This window comes from Halalkalibacterium halodurans (genome assembly GCF_004376175.1).
Lineage (GTDB): Bacteria > Bacillota > Bacilli > Bacillales > Bacillaceae_D > Halalkalibacterium > Halalkalibacterium halodurans.
Window position 1 is genome coordinate 18,879 of sequence record NZ_SNUY01000007.1, and the last position, 15,188, is coordinate 34,066.

Sequence of the window (15,188 nt, forward strand, 5' to 3'; positions counted from 1 at the left end):
CCAACTTAATCGTTAATTGAATCCTCTGTCGCTGCCTTTTTCTTCGTCCTCACAACACGACGTTTTGTTTTCTTTTTTTCTTCTTTTTCAGGCCCCCTGTATAGCTTTACCGCTTCTTCTGGATCTCCGTCGAAACGAACCTGACCTTTTTCTAACCAAATGGCCCGGGTACACACTGACTCTACAAACTTCATACTATGGGAGACAATAATAACCGCCTTTGCCCGCTCCATCATTTCTTGAATCTTCTCACTCGCCTTTTGCTGGAAGGCTACATCTCCAGTGGAAAGAGCCTCATCAATAATAAAAATATCAGGTTGAAGCGTTGCAGCGATACTAAAGCCAAGCCGCGATTTCATCCCACTTGAGTATGATTTCACAGGCTTATCCATATGTTTCTCCAACTCTGAGAATGCGACAATATTCGGGTACTCTTGTGCCACTCTTTCCTTTGGTATCCCTAATAACATACCGTTTAAATAAACATTGTCCTTACCCGATAATTGTGCATTAAATCCAGTACCATAACTAAGAAGGGACGTCGTTTCACCAGAAAGCTCGAGTTCGCCCTCATCAGGTGTCAGAATCTTCGTCAGTAGTTTACACAACGTGCTTTTTCCGGCTCCATTATGACCGATAATTGCTACGACCTCCCCTTCCTTAATATCAAAACTAACATTTTTAAGCGCCCAAAACGTTTCATTTTTAAAATTGAAAGACATCCCTATATTTTCAGCTTTAACCACCGTTCGCTCTTTCACGTTCGCCTCGGTCTTTTTTAATTCCAGACGTTTTCGAGGTCTTCGTACTTTCACTGGAATCGTTTCTTTGTATTTTTCGATGACCTCTGCCGGCTCACCAATCGCACGGATTTCACCTCGATCAAGCCAAAGGAGGCGATCACAATTTTTCCTCGCATAGCGTAAACTATGAGTCACGAGGATGACCATCTTTGCCTTTGAGACAAGCTCTTTCATTTTTGCCGCAGCTTTTTTACCGAAAGCTGCGTCCCCCGTATTTAACGCTTCATCGAGGATGAGGATTTCTGGTTCGAGAAACGCAGCTACGCTAAACCCTAGTCGGGCCTTCATCCCGCTCGAATAATATTTCATCGGTTGGTCAATAAATGAACCGAGACCAGAAAATTCATGAATTTCATCAATAAATTGGTCAATTTGATCTTTTTCAATTCCGAGCATCATTCCATTTAAATACGCGTTTTCTCGTCCTGTGAGTTCCTTTTTAAACCCCATTCCTAAAGAAAATAGAGCAGAAACACGCCCGTCCACATAAAGCTCTCCTTCATCAGGCTTCAATATCCCTGAGAGCATTTTACAAAGCGTTGTTTTCCCCGCACCATTTGAACCGATGATTCCAAGGATTTCACCTTTGTACCCAGTAAAATCAAGGTTGCGCAGCGGCCAAACGATTTTGCTTTCTTCTTGGCCCTCGTTTGTCTTGCTTTTTCGACTAAACCAATTAAAAATATGCGACTTATAGTCATCGGTACGGTAGCCTGAATGAAAAGAGACACCGAGGTTAGTCGCCTGAATCACGACTTCATTTGCTTCTTTTATTTGTTTGTCTTGATTCGTCATAGATAAAGTCATTAGAAAAACCTCTTTTTATAAAGCTTTAATGATTTTATGTTCGTTTCGACTGTAATAGCGAATAAGCAATATGATGGCAACGATCGATGTTATGGCAATAATGGACAGGCTGAAAAATGGTGGGCTTTCATGCCACAAGAGAACAGATCGATACGAATAGATAATAACGGCGACTGGGTTAATATCAAAGATCCAGCTATATTGCCCAAAGTCTCGATTAAAGATGATGGCAGATCCGTAAAAGAAAATCCGCAAAATATGACCTAATATGTTATCGATGTCGCGAACAAATACACAAATATAGGCAACGAACAAACTGATTGCGACTAAAAACAACAGCTGTACTAAAATAATAAGCGGCAAATAGACCACTTGCCAGCCAGGAGTGACTTGAAACACTAATAAAAAGATCGCAATGATAATAAGACCAAACAAAAAGTTAAAGGTTTGAGTCGCCGTCATCGCAAGAGGAAAAATGGACTTTGGTAAATAAACTTGATTAATGATCGATGAATATTTCGTAATCGACTTTGCTGATGTATTGACAGTTGTATTTATCCAGCGCCAACCAACTAATCCAATCACTAAGAAAACGGCAAAATCATCCCCACCACGACCTAGCAGCACGCCAATAAGGAAGTAATAGATCACTACGTTAAGGAGCGGATCTAATAACCACCAGAAGTACCCTAAGTAACTATTCCGATGCTCCGCTTTCAGCCCTGATTTTACAAGGTAAACTAAAAGATCTTTACGTTTTAATAATTCATTTATATATTCACGCATAAGTGTTTCTCCACCGCCATTCTTCATTCATCAACCTAAACAACTACACTAGAAAAACATTGTTCATGGAAGCTATCGTTTTTCTTATCCTTCCAACCTACTAAAGAGAGTAAATTTTCTTAAAGATGTAAGAAAGAACGGAAGATTTCCGTTCACCATACCCCATTATCACACACTGACAGCAGATGTCTAGGTAAAAGTTTTTGACAATCATTAATCATTTCGATAAATACTTTTTTAACGATCGCCAGACATAGTGCATGAAGTACCATCCACTCTTTACAAAGCTTAGCTTTTCATTTTCACGATACAGGCGCCAATTTTGCTTCGCCATTTTCCACTTATTATGTGAAACCGAATTGTGCACCACCCGATACTTCGCTAATACATCCTGTAAGCCATAGGCAATAAATCCTCGCTTGCATAAATGTAACCATAGCGCATAATCTTGCCGGGACCGCATATTCACCATTTGGACATGACCCGTTTTTTCTTGATCAAGCATGACCGTCAGGCAACCGATAACATTTTGCTTTAATAACTCATGGTAATCAACGTTTTCCGGTACGTTCACAACCTTACCCGTTTCAGATCCATCTTCTGTCATTGTCTTGTAACTTGTAAAAGAAAACGCCACATTTCGTTTTTGCATAAATTCAAGCTGCCGTTCGAGTTTTTCAGGTAGCCACTGATCATCACTATCTAAAAAAGCTAAATAACGGCCGCGCGCATGTTGAATCGCTGTATTTCTACTTACCGCAGGCCCGCTATTTTTTTCTAATTGAATCAACCTAATCCGTTCGTCTTGAGACGCATAACTCTCAACGATTTGAACGGTTCGATCGGTGGAACCATCGTCCACAATGACCATTTCCCAATTCGAAAATGTTTGGTTTAAAACAGATTCGATGGTGTCTCGAATAAACATCTCCGCATTATAGCAAGGGGTTATAATTGAAACGACTGGACCATCTACATTTATTCTTTCCATTTATATCACCATCAAGAAGTCTTCTCGTTTTTTCTCCATAGCGTGTCATACCATTCCACTAACTTCTGCTCTTCCACTTCCCAATTTAATGTTTCAAGAACAGCCCGCCGTCCGTTCTCTCCCATTTTTAATGCTTCCTGCTCATTGTTTCGTAAGTAATCAATGGCTGCTTTTATTTCCTGTTCATCTTCGGGATTGACCGCCATGCCACAGCGGTGCTTTTCGACAAATGCTTTCCAAGCAGGAAAGTCAGAACATAAGATAGGAATACCTGCACTCATGTACTCAAAAAACTTCGTTAATTCCTTCTTTTTAAAGTGATCTGATGGGGGAAATAAGGCGACTCCTGCTAGCCAGCGGTGCTTCACATAGGATTCATCGATATCTGTTTTCGGAATGTAGCGATCGACACCCTCCATGTGTAAGCGATCCTTCGCTTCTCCTGCTAAATGCTCCATTTGCTCCGCAAGGTTTCCTGGACATTGACCAATTAAATGAACGGAAATGTTTTCATCAACCAATGGAAGCTTCGCATGCTGAAAAGCCCCTCGATCAACCCTTACATTTCCAGTGTATAGTAATTTATCTTCGATTGGCTTATCTGTACGATTATGGTGAACAAGCTTTTCGTTTACTAAAGGGTAATTTAAAATACATTTTCCGTTCGGATATTTTTCTCGGTAATATTTTTCAGCTAAACATAGCTCTAGCTTTCGTGAAAAAAGCCGTTCAACGAGCCGATACGCTTTGGCACAAAAACGCCTAACAGACTTCGGTAAATATTCTCTTTCCATCATTGCGGTTTCGTAGTCTTCATGAATATCATAAATGACGACGTTGCTTTTCTTCTTAAGCAACCATGCGACTGGAAGTAACTCCGGGTCATGTATTTGATAAATATCGGCCTTTAATTTTCTTGCCTTCCAATAGGCTTCCAACGTAGAAATTCCGATTCGCAGTAAACGATTGTTTCGTCTGTTGATCGATTTTATATTGACAATGCTTGATGGGATGACCTTTTCCGCATCTGGAGCAAGCAAGGTGACATCGTACCCCGCACGTTGTAACGATTGGCATTGTTTATAATAAATCCTCGGATCTAACGGATGATGCACCGTCGTGATATGGACAACCGTCTTTTTTTCTTTCGAACACATAAAAGCTACAACTCCTCAATGAACACCATCTGCTTTTACGATCTTTTCAATGTGTGTAAAAATAATGTTTCGTACTGCTTTACGATCTGTTTTGCATCAAAGTCTTGAACGCGCTCTAGACCCCGTTCAATCAAGGAAGCTCGTTGCTCCGGAGAGAGGGTAAGAACATGTTGAATCTTGTTCGCCATTTCGTCTACGTCTCCAACTTTACAGAGGAACCCATATTTCCCTTTATCCAGCACTTCCTCTGGACCCGATTTACAGTTCGTTGATACAACTGGAGTTCCTGTGGCTAATGCCTCCGCTATTACATGACTGAACCCTTCGTGAATGGAAGACAGGACAAATACGTCTGCATGTTTAAAATAAACATAAGGGTTGCTCTGAAAACCTAAAAAATGAACACGGTCCGCCACCTTTAACCTTGCAGCTTCCTGCTGTAATTCTTCCTTTAACGGGCCTTCTCCTAAAAGAATGAGCTTACTTTTCGTTTGCTCATTTACTTTAGCAAACGCCTGAAGCAATGTCCGCTGATCCTTTTGCGGCACTAATCGTCCAGCTGTAATGATCACCCTATCACCGGTATGAAACAGTTCCTCATGCTTTGGCTCCATTATCCCATGGTCCATCTTATCGGCTATTCGCTGTAAATCAACTGGGTTATAAATGACTTGAATCCGTGAGCCACGAATTTTATAACGGCGGACAAGGTTTTCTTTCACTCCTTCTGATAAGGAGACGATTTGATGAGCAAACTTGTAAACCACCCCGAATCCTAGAAGCTGGAGGTTTACGACAAAACTCCCCCCGAGATTATCCGCCTCTCGGACGACATTTTTCGCCTTCGAGAGTGACAATCTATTTGCCACGATGGCAATCGTATTCACTCTCGGAATTGTACTAAACACGAGATCAATGTTTTCTTGTTTAATGATCCTTGCTAATGAAAAAATAGACCGGCTCAGCCGTTTCGTTTGTAGCTTAATAAAACGGATATCCTTCTCCACTTCCCCCTCATAGGAACCATCAAAGTTAAGAGTGACAAGGGTAACAGAAAAGCGCTCTCGATCTAAATTGTTCATGATGTTTAATAAAGTGCGGGCTGCTCCCCCGCCCCCCATTTGATAAATAAAAAACAATACGTTTATTTTTCCCATTATGGACAGCCTTTCTTCACTTCAATTTAAACAATCCTTTATTAATACATCCTTCATAATAGTATCTCTAAAAAGAATATTATACAAAGGTTATCAAAAATCGTCTCTATCTCGAGTTTATTTTACTTTTTTCTACTTCTTCTAACATGATTCGATTTTCTTAATCGTGTTACTATCCTTTTGCCGTTTAAACATATCTGGTTCTCTCAGCTATAAAGTAGCCATTGCATTTTAGTCCATAACTCCTACCTAATCATTCGGACCAAATCCTTACGATTGTTTCCATGGTTCACATTTACATCACTTCTATCATTCGCTATAATATACAAGACTTATTTCGTGTCATTTCACAATTTTTCGCCATTATTCTATTTATTATTGGCTTTGTCTTTTTAGATTGGAGGAACACATGTGAAAAACTATTTATTTTTAATAGGGATGCTTGTTTGTATTGTCATATTATCTATCGGTTATGTGCATTACAACGCAAAATTAAAAACGATCGCAAATGATGCTCACGAACAAATTGAGGCCTCCCCCTTAACTAGCCATGGAGATCGTCACACGGTGAATCGTAAGGAAGATGGCAACTCAACGCAACAGCCAGAAGCGGACGGACTCATTGGACAGCTGTTACAAGAGAAAGATTCAATTACAATTACGGCATTTGGCTCTACCTCATTAACGAGCAGCGTAGACTCTAATGATGAGGCATGGCCGAATGTCATGATCGATCAAATGAATGACCAATTCGGGACAGGTGCAGTCACCCTTTCCATCGTCGATGTGGGCCGAACCATATCGACCGATGTCATCCAAGGAGATTATGCGAACCAAGTGATCGACAGCAACCCTGATATATTGTTGATTGAGCCGTTTATGTTAAACGATAACGGACAAGTATTACCTGAAGATACACTCTATGTGTTGGAACAGTTATTAATTCAATTTGAAAGTGACTTACCAGATACTCACGTGATCCTCCTTCCTGCGAACCCAATTTACGGGGCAAGCTACTACTTAAGTCAAATCGAGATGTTGAAGGCTTTTGCGAACAATCACAACTTTTCGTATGCCGATCATTGGGAGGCATGGCCAAGCACGGAAGACGGGGGCCTTGAAGACTTTTTAGAGAGCGGTAGACCGAACAAAGATGGCCATCAAGTGTGGGCTGATTTTATGGTTGACTATTTAACGACAAATGAGTAAGCAATTACTAAAGCACCTCTCAATGTACAGTTACTCCAGTACAAAATTGGGGTGTTTTTTCAAGCAGAAATCTCCAATACAAGACTCTCTCTCCGCTTGTCATAGTTATGAGGGGCTCTAGCACTTCCACCAAATGAGAGCGTACCCTTTTGGGACGAGCAAAAAAGGAGCCACGTTCAGCTCCTTTTCTTCACTTTCAATCCATGTTAAAAAATCCCTAGTAGCTTCTTCTTTACGATCGGCTGAGGCGGCGGCCCCATAACATGCTGATTCTTAACGAGAAGTTCTGCATTTTCTTGGAATTCATAGGCTTTACTAGAACCATAGTTTTTTTCGACTAGCGCAAACGCCTCACGAATCCGAAACGTTCGCTCCGTTACGTTATGTGCATCCGATGCCAAAAAATGCGTAAGGTCAGCTTCAATGATCTGCTCGGTAAATTTCTTAATTTTTTTGCCAAGATGACCTGTAAGGCTGGACGTAGTTATTTGTGTCAAAGCTCCCCCATTGACAAGATCGTACAAAAGCCCGGGGTTTTTTAAAAACTCGTGATTCCGTTCTGGATGAACGATGATCGGAATAATGTCCTGAGACAGCAATTGAAAGAACAGCTTGTCTGCATAACGAGAGACATGATTTGATGAAAACTCAACAAACAAATACTTCCCTTGATCAGCCAACGTCAAGATGTCGCCTGACAGAAGACCATCCATCACATCACCGGATATGCGAACCTCCTGCCCTGGTAGAATTTCAAGAGGAATGTTTTCCTTCTGAATAGCCTCATTTAATTTGCGTACTTTTTCTTTTACAACGGCCGCTTCATTGTGATAATTCGGATGTAAATGGTGCGGTGTTGCAATTATTTTCGTAATCCCTTCCTTGACTGCTTCCCGAGCCATGACGAGGCTTTCCTCCAGTGATGAGGGTCCATCATCAATCTCGGGCAAGATATGACAGTGGATATCGATCATCCAAACACACCACCTAAATATTGAGTGCTACCGGTCACTTTCCCCGTAGTAATAATACATGTTACTATTTCGTAATTCTTTGTTGTTTAATACAACACCGAGAAGGTTGGCATTCGATTTATCTAACAAATCTTTCGCTTTTAACGCTTCCTCTTTTTGCGTCTTCCCACTTGAAATGACGAGAACCGTTCCGTCGCATTTGCTGCTTAAAATTTGTGCATCGGTTACAGCATTTAAAGGAGGTGAGTCGATAATCACGATATCAAATCGATCTCTTACTTCTTTTATAATAAGCTCCATCATTTTAGAGTTAAGAAGTTCTGCGGGATTCGGAGGAATCGGTCCACTTGTAAGTAGGGACAAGTTTTCAACTTTTGTCTCTTGTATCGCTTCCTCTAGCGTTTCTTGTCTCATTAACACTCTCGTTAATCCACAAGTATTCACTGCTCGAAATGTATAATGAGCTGTTGGCTTCCGCAAATCCGCGTCAACAAACAATACGTTGTGACCGTTTTGAGCCATAACGACAGCGAGGTTGGCTGACGTTGTAGACTTACCCTCTCCTGGCCCAGAAGATGTAACAACGATTGTTTTTAGTTCTCGATCAACTGCGGCAAACTCAATGTTTGTCCGAATGATTCGATATTGCTCGGAAATGGGCGAATTTTTTTTAATGTGAGTAATAAGCTCTCGTTGCTCACTTCCATTTTTTTGCTTAGATCCTTTTCCTAACAAGGTGTACACCCCTTTTATCTAACTAAACAATAAGTTTTTTTTCTTCTGATTTTTCAAAGTTCGGGATGACACCTAACACTGGTAATTCCAGTACATCCTCGACTTCTTTCTCATCCTTAATCGTCGTATCTAAATAATCTAATAAAAAGGCAATTCCAACTGCCCCCATTAGACCTACAACAAAAGCGATCGCCATGTTCAACATCGGGTTCGGACTAACTGGTGATGGCGAATCTCCTAGCTCTGCTGTAGAGAGGATGCTCACATTATCTACATTCATTATCTCAACGATTTCGTTTTGAAAAACGAGGGCGATTTCATTGGCAATGGCGACAGCCATTGCTGGCTCCTCATGCTTAACAGTAATGTTGACAACTTGAGAGTTATTTTCACTATTGATCTGTAAGCGTTCATTCAACTGGCTATATGTATCTTCCAATTGTAAATTATCAATAACTTTATCTAAAATGGCCGGGCTCTTTATAATGACACTGTACGTATTAATTAAATCAATATTTGTGCGGATATCTTGAGAGTTAAATGATTGATTATCATTTGAATGATTGACAAGAATTTGCGTAGAACTTTGATAGATTGGCGTCAACAAAAAAAAGCTGACGAACCCCGCAAGACAGACTGCAAGCACAGGTAAAGCGATGATAAGCTTGAGCCTTCTCATAATCGTATGGAACATTTCCTTTAAACTAATAGTTTCTTCCATTTATACTAATCCTCCTACAAGATTGTGACGCTCTCTTCACTAACTCTTCGATTATATCATATGATCAGAGCGGCTACTTACAAAAATTCGATTGTAAAAGTCCTCCATAAATCTTATAATAATTTCGTACACTTCTGCAAGATGTGACAATTTTTTACGCATATAGAGAGCGAGGATGACAAATGAAAAAGGCCTTGATTGCCATCGGACTGATTTTAGGAACGATTACTGTAGCAATTATCGGGTACGGTATTTACTTATATTCAAGTATTCAAAATACAGCTGGCGAAATGCATGAACCTCTAGACCGAGGAGATAAATCGGACAAACGCGATGCGGCATTTGATATAAGTGCTCAAGATCCGTTTTCGATCTTAATCGCTGGTGTAGATTCCAGAGAAGACACACATGCCGGGCGATCGGATACGTTGATCGTTCTCACCGTTAACCCGAAGGAAGAATCGATTAAAATGTTAAGCATCCCTCGGGATACTCGAACGGAAATCGTTGGACGCGGGACTGATGACAAGATCAATCACGCGTATGCTTTTGGTGGCGCCCAAATGACCATTGATACCGTTGAGAACTTTTTAGACATTCCGATTGATCATTATGTAAGCATCAATATGGATGGATTTACTCAGCTGGTTGACGCACTAGGCGGTGTTTCCGTCGAAAACGCGTTTGCCTTTTCACAAAACGGTTACCAGTTCGAGGAAGGAGAAATTTTCCTTGAAACAGGTGACGAAGCACTTGCCTATGCACGGATGAGAAAACAGGACAATCGCGGTGATTTTGGTCGTAACGATCGCCAGCGTCAAATCGTTGAAGCTGTCATTAAGCAAGGCGCACAATTTTCTTCTATTACAAAAGCAGGTGCCATTTTAGATGCAGTCGGTGAATCGGTAAGAACAGACTTGCAGCTTGATGGCATGTGGGAACTTCAATCGAACTATCGAGGCGCTGCCAAAAATATCGAGCATCTCGAAATCACTGGTGAAGGGACAAGAATCAACAATATTTATTATTTGATCATCCCTCAGGAAGAGATCGCTCGAGTCCAAGGAGAATTAAAGTCCCATTTAGAATTGTCATAAGCCGCCTATGGCAAAAAGAATGAGTCTCTTGAAGCAAGCAGCTTCTTGAGACTCTTTTTATTCCATCTATGTCTTTCATCACTAGCAGAAACATGATTAATAGAGTCGTTTAGCTCCAAGATAGCGAGATGCCCAATAACTATTATTCATGCTCGCAATGGTGACACCCGTTGAGGAACCGCTGTGGATGAACTGGTTGTTTCCAATATAAATACCGTTATGTGACGGTCCACCCGTCGTATCGAAAAAGACGATATCCCCCACGCTTGGTTGTGAAACAGAAGTCCCAGCATTCCACATTTGTGCGACGGTTCGAGGAATGGAAACGCCTTGTTGCGCAAACACATATTGAACAAAACCGCTACAATCAAAGCCCCTCGGTGTCGTTCCTCCCCAAACATAAGGTGTCCCAATGAGCTCACTTGCATTGGCCACGATATTTGTAATGGTCGCCCCTCGATTTCCTGACGGCGCTGTATTGCCTCCAGATGAGGAAGACTGCCCATTGGATGTATTTGGCCTCGGATTGACATTTAACGCATTTAACGTTTGCGGCCCTGCAATTCCATCGACGGTCAACCCCATTTTTCGCTGAAACTCACGAACCGCTGTTGTCGTCCCTGCACCAAAAATACCATCAACAGACATCCTATAATAACCTAGATCTTTTAATGACCGCTGCAAGTCACGGACAGCATCACCTCTAGATCCTTGACGGAGAACGGTCGTTTGCTGTACCGGGGCATTGTACTGCGGGGCAGATGCAGCCGGTGCTTGATTCGTCAACGCAGCTAACGTCTGTGGCCCTGCAATTCCATCAACTGATAAACGATTCGCCCGTTGAAACTCTCTAACAGCCTCCGTTGTGATACGTCCATATTGACCCGTGATCGAGTGATTATAAAAGCCTTTCGCTTTCAGCTTTTCCTGCAAATCTCGAACCGCTTGTCCACTGGAGCCGAAACGTAGAATCGTAGAATTCGATGTGGAGCTAGGCGTAGAACTAGACGTTTGCTGTCCCCCATTATTCCCATTCATTTGGGAGAGCAACGCATTCAGTGTCTGTGGTCCCGCAATTCCATCAACCTGCAAGCCGTGCTTCATTTGAAATTCACGAACAGCGTTCTCTGTAATAGAACCAAAGTACCCAGTAGAAGTGTGATAGTTAAAAAAACCTTTCTTCTTCAAAGCCTCTTGCAGTTCTTTCACATCCGGATGAGATTGGCCTTTTCGAAGTGTTTGATCCCCTAACGCGGCATCAGCCGTGTCATATTGAGTCGCAAGAAAAAGACCCGTGGCAAAAGTCGATGAAATCACTACTTTTTTTAATGTGGATGATCCTTTCATGGAGTACCTCCTTAAGTTTTTCAATCATCGCTAATAATATCGGCTAAATTCCTTAAGACTTAAGGACATTCCCTTGATTTTTTGTTCCAATTTTTATGAAATATTAAAAGAGTAGCGACAATAGGCGCCCAACCTCGGACTATTCTAGCCTTAATTCATTTAAAATAAGTATATTTTCCTATAAAAAAACCAACCAAAAATTTAAGAGTAAATTAAGAATTTTTCGGTTGCTAGTTTAAGGAATTTACTTCATAATAATGACAGTAATAACTCGGAAGGGGTCAATTATCGAATGAAGAAAAAAGTTGTGCTTATTGTTTCAATCTCCCTTGTAGCCCTCATTGCAATTGGCTTTGTCGGCTACCGCTACCTGCTACCCGCTCAATTTGCGTCATCAGATTTCATGGATGACGGCGAGATTTTCGGAGAAAGAGTAGGAGATTTAATGATGGTTCAAGAGTCTCACGGACTTTTCTCAGGGAAAGTAGAACCGGAAAAGAATGAAAACATCTACTATGATCCCGAAAAAGGAGCAATAAAAGAAGTGTTCGTCGAGGAAGGCGATGAAATTGATGAGGAGACACCTCTTTTTGAATACGAATTAAACGAGGATATCGATGATGAGCGAGATCAACTCCAGCTCCAATTAGATCTAGCATACTTGCAAATCAACGAGTCAGAGAAAAAGAAACAGAAGCTAGACAAATCAATTAAGAATGCAGTGGATGATGAAGAAAAGGAAATGCTTGAAGAGGAGCGCGCACAGCTAGATTTTGAGTTACGCCAGCTTAATTTAGAAGCTGCGCAAACAAAGAAACAACTAGACCGTCTCGTGCCGGCTGAGGAAGAAGCGATCGTGATGAGTAAAAGCAGCGGGATCGTGCAGTCAATCAATCAAGATTTAGTTGAAGGGATGCAAGGTGAAGCGATGAATTCACCGTTTATTCAAGTCGTCTCAACGGGCTCTTATCTTGTAAAAAGCCAAGTTAATGAATTTATTCTTGATACACTTGAAGTGGACATGCCAGTAAAAATCACAAAGAAAACAGGTGGAGACGAGGAATGGGTTGGTGTGATTACCGATATCGGTAAAATTCCTGTTGGCAGTGATCAGGACGACATGGGGTACGACATGTACGATTCAAATCCTCAATCTTCAAATTATCCGTTCACTGTTCGAATTGATGAACATGAAGGGCTTGAAATTGGCTTTCATGTCAACATCGAACCAGTGCTTCATGATGAAGAGGGCGGAACGGTCGTCCTTTTTGAAGAATATGTACAGTTCGATGACGATGGACAAGCTTTTGTATGGGTAGCTGATGAAAACTTGTTAACCGCCAAACGATTTGTTGAAACAGGAGCTAGTGATCCTGAAAACTTTACAATTGAAATCGTTGACGGCTTAACGGAAGATGATATTATCGTAGGCCCTAGTCCTTCGCTCGAAGAAGGAAGAGAGGTTATGATGTATGATGATTTCCTTGAATAACATTTCAAAGTCGTACAAGCTAGGAAAAGAGGAAGTCCCAATTTTAAAAAACATCTCCCTATCGATTAAGGAAGGCGAGTTTGTCGCCATTATGGGCCCTTCTGGGTCTGGGAAATCGACACTCATGAACATTCTCGGCTGCCTCGATCGGCCTTCGACAGGTCATTACTTACTCGATGGGCAAGATTTATTAACGCGAAAAGACGGCTTACTTGCAGACATTCGCAACCGCTCGATCGGCTTTGTCTTTCAACAGTTCCACCTGTTACCTCGGCAAACGGCGCTACAAAATGTCGAATTGCCTCTTGTCTACGCAAAGGCGAAAAAACAAGAACGGCGTGAGCGAGCGCTAGACGCATTAAAAAAAGTAGGTCTTGAGGACCGGGTGCGCTTTAAGCCCACACAGCTTTCTGGAGGACAAAAACAACGCGTGGCTATCGCTCGTGCGTTAGTCACCAATCCTCGATTTATTTTAGCCGATGAGCCGACAGGCGCCTTAGACTCTCGGTCCAGCGAACAGGTATTAGAGCTATTTTCTTCTCTTCATCAAGAAGGAAAGACTGTCGTGATGATTACACATGACCACGACGTTGCAAAAAAGGCAGAGCGTACGATCTTCATTCGTGACGGCGAACTACTCACGGAGGAGGAGACGTCTCATGTTTGAACATATTCGCATATCGTTTCAATCGATCTTTGCTCATAAGCTTCGCTCCGCTCTTACGATGTTAGGAGTCATTATTGGGATCGCCGCCATTATTGCGATTGTGTCCATTATTGAAGGACAAAGTGAAGCATTGAAAAGTTCTATGATTGGTTTAGGGAACAATACGATTAATGTTGTTTATGAAAGTACGGACATGATCCGCGGCAGGGGTGAAGATCACTATTATTACGAAACGACCTCGTACATGGCAGCACCTCCAATTGAGGAGGAGACGGTCGAAGCGATTCGTTCCTATCCAATGGTGAATCAGATATCCCTTTACCATGAATCGTGGAATACACAGGCTTATCATATGACGAACTCATCCTACCCACAAATGTTCGGTGTGGACGAGACATTTTTAGAGCTTTTTCCGATCTATATGGTCGAAGGGCGGACGTTCCGACCAGGCGAGTTTGACTCGAAAAACCAAATCATCCTTATAAGTGAAGGCGCAAGAGATGAGCTATTCCCTGATGGAGATGCCGTGAATCAACTTGTCGATTTGTCTGGTATTCCATTTCGTGTCGTCGGTGTCTTCTCAGAACGAACGGAAGATGACTGGCTTTACGGTGGTTGGTCACAGCCAAAGATCTATGTACCAAAAGGGGTTTGGCCATTACTTGAAGGTTTTGATAGCCCCACGCAAATCGCAGTGCAGGCCACCTCTTCCGATCATATTCAGGAGGCAGGAGAACTAGCGGCCATCCATTTAAACAGTGATTTAAGTCCATACGAAATGGAAGCCGCTCAGTATACGGTTGCTGACATGGAAGCTATCGCAGAAGAAATGGCCGAATTTAACCGAGCATTTGCATTGTTACTCGGTGGAATCGCCAGCATTTCCTTATTAGTTGGCGGCATCGGGGTGATGAACATTATGCTCGTGTCCGTCACAGAACGAACACGGGAAATCGGAATTAAAAAAGCGCTCGGAGCAAAACGACACGTTATTCTCCTTCAGTTTTTGACGGAAGCCGTTGTCCTTACAAGCTTAGGAGGAGCGCTCGGAATTTTACTCGGGCTTGGCGGAGCGAAAGTGATTTCCTCCTTCATCGGAATGCCTTTTATTATTTCCCTTCCAGCTGTCATCGGTGGTTTATTGTTTTCGATGATCGTCGGAATCATCTTCGGCTTTTTGCCGTCCTTTAAAGCATCAAATTTACAGCCAGTAGACGCATTACGTTATGAATAAACGAACAGCCA

General features: G+C 41.9%; 14 protein-coding genes. 5 read left to right on the forward strand and 9 right to left on the reverse strand.

What is annotated here, in order from left to right:
- Positions 1-5: 5 nt before the first annotated feature.
- The 5 genes from E2L07_RS03660 to E2L07_RS03680 all read right to left on the reverse strand — a co-directional run bounded on the left by E2L07_RS03660 (position 6) and on the right by E2L07_RS03680 (position 5,701).
- The gene (locus E2L07_RS03660) at positions 6-1,610 is read right to left on the reverse strand and encodes an ABC transporter ATP-binding protein (protein WP_134228869.1); all 1,605 of its coding nucleotides are present in this window, start codon (positions 1,608-1,610) and stop codon (positions 6-8) included.
- Between the two features lie 15 nt (positions 1,611-1,625).
- Complete coding sequence (locus E2L07_RS03665; RefSeq protein WP_053430245.1) at positions 1,626-2,396, reverse strand: ABC transporter permease; 771 nt, start codon at positions 2,394-2,396, stop codon at positions 1,626-1,628.
- 217 nt (positions 2,397-2,613) lie between these two features.
- A complete protein-coding gene (locus E2L07_RS03670) occupies positions 2,614-3,387 on the reverse strand; it encodes a glycosyltransferase family 2 protein (protein WP_053430244.1) in 774 nt (257 codons plus the stop codon).
- An 11-nt stretch (positions 3,388-3,398) separates the two neighbouring features.
- Complete coding sequence (locus tag E2L07_RS03675; protein ID WP_134228870.1) at positions 3,399-4,544, reverse strand: glycosyltransferase; 1,146 nt, start codon at positions 4,542-4,544, stop codon at positions 3,399-3,401.
- A 35-nt stretch (positions 4,545-4,579) separates the two neighbouring features.
- Positions 4,580-5,701: a glycosyltransferase gene (locus tag E2L07_RS03680; protein ID WP_134228871.1), complete on the reverse strand. Its 1,122-nt coding sequence runs from the start codon at positions 5,699-5,701 to the stop codon at positions 4,580-4,582.
- A gap of 411 nt (positions 5,702-6,112) precedes the next feature.
- Here E2L07_RS03680 and E2L07_RS03685 point away from each other — a divergent pair, with 411 nt between their 5' ends.
- Entirely contained in the window at positions 6,113-6,910 is a 798-nt protein-coding gene (locus E2L07_RS03685; protein WP_134228872.1) for an SGNH/GDSL hydrolase family protein, read from the forward strand.
- Positions 6,911-7,116: 206 nt separating this feature from the next.
- Here the strand turns inward: E2L07_RS03685 and E2L07_RS03690 are convergent, their stop codons facing one another.
- Genes E2L07_RS03690 through E2L07_RS03700 form a run of 3 tightly spaced genes read right to left on the reverse strand, consistent with a single transcriptional unit; the run spans position 7,117 to position 9,340 of the window.
- The gene (locus E2L07_RS03690; RefSeq protein WP_134228873.1) at positions 7,117-7,884 is read right to left on the reverse strand and encodes a tyrosine-protein phosphatase; all 768 of its coding nucleotides are present in this window, start codon (positions 7,882-7,884) and stop codon (positions 7,117-7,119) included.
- Between the two features lie 27 nt (positions 7,885-7,911).
- The gene (locus tag E2L07_RS03695; RefSeq protein WP_134228874.1) at positions 7,912-8,619 is read right to left on the reverse strand and encodes a CpsD/CapB family tyrosine-protein kinase; all 708 of its coding nucleotides are present in this window, start codon (positions 8,617-8,619) and stop codon (positions 7,912-7,914) included.
- A gap of 22 nt (positions 8,620-8,641) precedes the next feature.
- Positions 8,642-9,340, reverse strand: coding sequence for a YveK family protein (locus E2L07_RS03700; RefSeq protein ID WP_134228875.1), 699 nt, complete (start codon positions 9,338-9,340; stop codon positions 8,642-8,644).
- 182 nt (positions 9,341-9,522) lie between these two features.
- Between E2L07_RS03700 and E2L07_RS03705 the strand changes: the two genes are divergently transcribed.
- Entirely contained in the window at positions 9,523-10,437 is a 915-nt protein-coding gene (locus tag E2L07_RS03705) for an LCP family glycopolymer transferase (RefSeq protein WP_053430228.1), read from the forward strand.
- A 96-nt stretch (positions 10,438-10,533) separates the two neighbouring features.
- Here E2L07_RS03705 and E2L07_RS03710 read toward each other — a convergent pair whose 3' ends face one another.
- On the reverse strand, positions 10,534-11,784 hold the full coding sequence (locus E2L07_RS03710) for a C40 family peptidase (RefSeq protein ID WP_134228876.1): 1,251 nt from the start codon (positions 11,782-11,784) through the stop codon (positions 10,534-10,536).
- Positions 11,785-12,076: 292 nt separating this feature from the next.
- On the opposite strand from E2L07_RS03710, the gene E2L07_RS03715 reads away from it, so the two are divergent.
- Genes E2L07_RS03715 through E2L07_RS03725 form a run of 3 tightly spaced genes read left to right on the forward strand, consistent with a single transcriptional unit; the run spans position 12,077 to position 15,177 of the window.
- On the forward strand, positions 12,077-13,276 hold the full coding sequence (locus tag E2L07_RS03715; RefSeq protein ID WP_010899798.1) for an efflux RND transporter periplasmic adaptor subunit: 1,200 nt from the start codon (positions 12,077-12,079) through the stop codon (positions 13,274-13,276).
- Positions 13,260-13,943 carry an ABC transporter ATP-binding protein gene (locus E2L07_RS03720; RefSeq protein WP_010899799.1) on the forward strand — a complete coding sequence of 228 codons (684 nt, stop codon included), beginning with the start codon at positions 13,260-13,262 and terminating at the stop codon, positions 13,941-13,943. Before E2L07_RS03715 ends, E2L07_RS03720 begins: the two co-directional genes overlap by 17 nt.
- Positions 13,936-15,177, forward strand: a complete 1,242-nt coding sequence (locus tag E2L07_RS03725; RefSeq protein WP_134228877.1) for an ABC transporter permease — start codon at positions 13,936-13,938, stop codon at positions 15,175-15,177. Before E2L07_RS03720 ends, E2L07_RS03725 begins: the two co-directional genes overlap by 8 nt.
- Positions 15,178-15,188 lie beyond the last annotated feature (11 nt).

Bases quoted from the DNA above. Each gene is read 5' to 3' on its own strand.
- E2L07_RS03660 (WP_134228869.1), bottom strand. From the start codon at position 1,610: ATGACTTTATCTATGACGAATCAAGACAAACAAATAAAAGAAGCAAAT.
- E2L07_RS03665 (WP_053430245.1), bottom strand. From the start codon at position 2,396: ATGCGTGAATATATAAATGAATTATTAAAACGTAAAGATCTTTTAGTT.
- E2L07_RS03670 (WP_053430244.1), bottom strand. From the start codon at position 3,387: ATGGAAAGAATAAATGTAGATGGTCCAGTCGTTTCAATTATAACCCCT.
- E2L07_RS03675 (WP_134228870.1), bottom strand. From the start codon at position 4,544: ATGTGTTCGAAAGAAAAAAAGACGGTTGTCCATATCACGACGGTGCAT.
- E2L07_RS03680 (WP_134228871.1), bottom strand. From the start codon at position 5,701: ATGGGAAAAATAAACGTATTGTTTTTTATTTATCAAATGGGGGGCGGG.
- E2L07_RS03690 (WP_134228873.1), bottom strand. From the start codon at position 7,884: ATGATCGATATCCACTGTCATATCTTGCCCGAGATTGATGATGGACCC.
- E2L07_RS03700 (WP_134228875.1), bottom strand. From the start codon at position 9,340: ATGGAAGAAACTATTAGTTTAAAGGAAATGTTCCATACGATTATGAGA.
- E2L07_RS03705 (WP_053430228.1), top strand. From the start codon at position 9,523: ATGAAAAAGGCCTTGATTGCCATCGGACTGATTTTAGGAACGATTACT.
- E2L07_RS03710 (WP_134228876.1), bottom strand. From the start codon at position 11,784: ATGAAAGGATCATCCACATTAAAAAAAGTAGTGATTTCATCGACTTTT.
- E2L07_RS03715 (WP_010899798.1), top strand. From the start codon at position 12,077: ATGAAGAAAAAAGTTGTGCTTATTGTTTCAATCTCCCTTGTAGCCCTC.
- E2L07_RS03720 (WP_010899799.1), top strand. From the start codon at position 13,260: ATGATTTCCTTGAATAACATTTCAAAGTCGTACAAGCTAGGAAAAGAG.
- E2L07_RS03725 (WP_134228877.1), top strand. From the start codon at position 13,936: ATGTTTGAACATATTCGCATATCGTTTCAATCGATCTTTGCTCATAAG.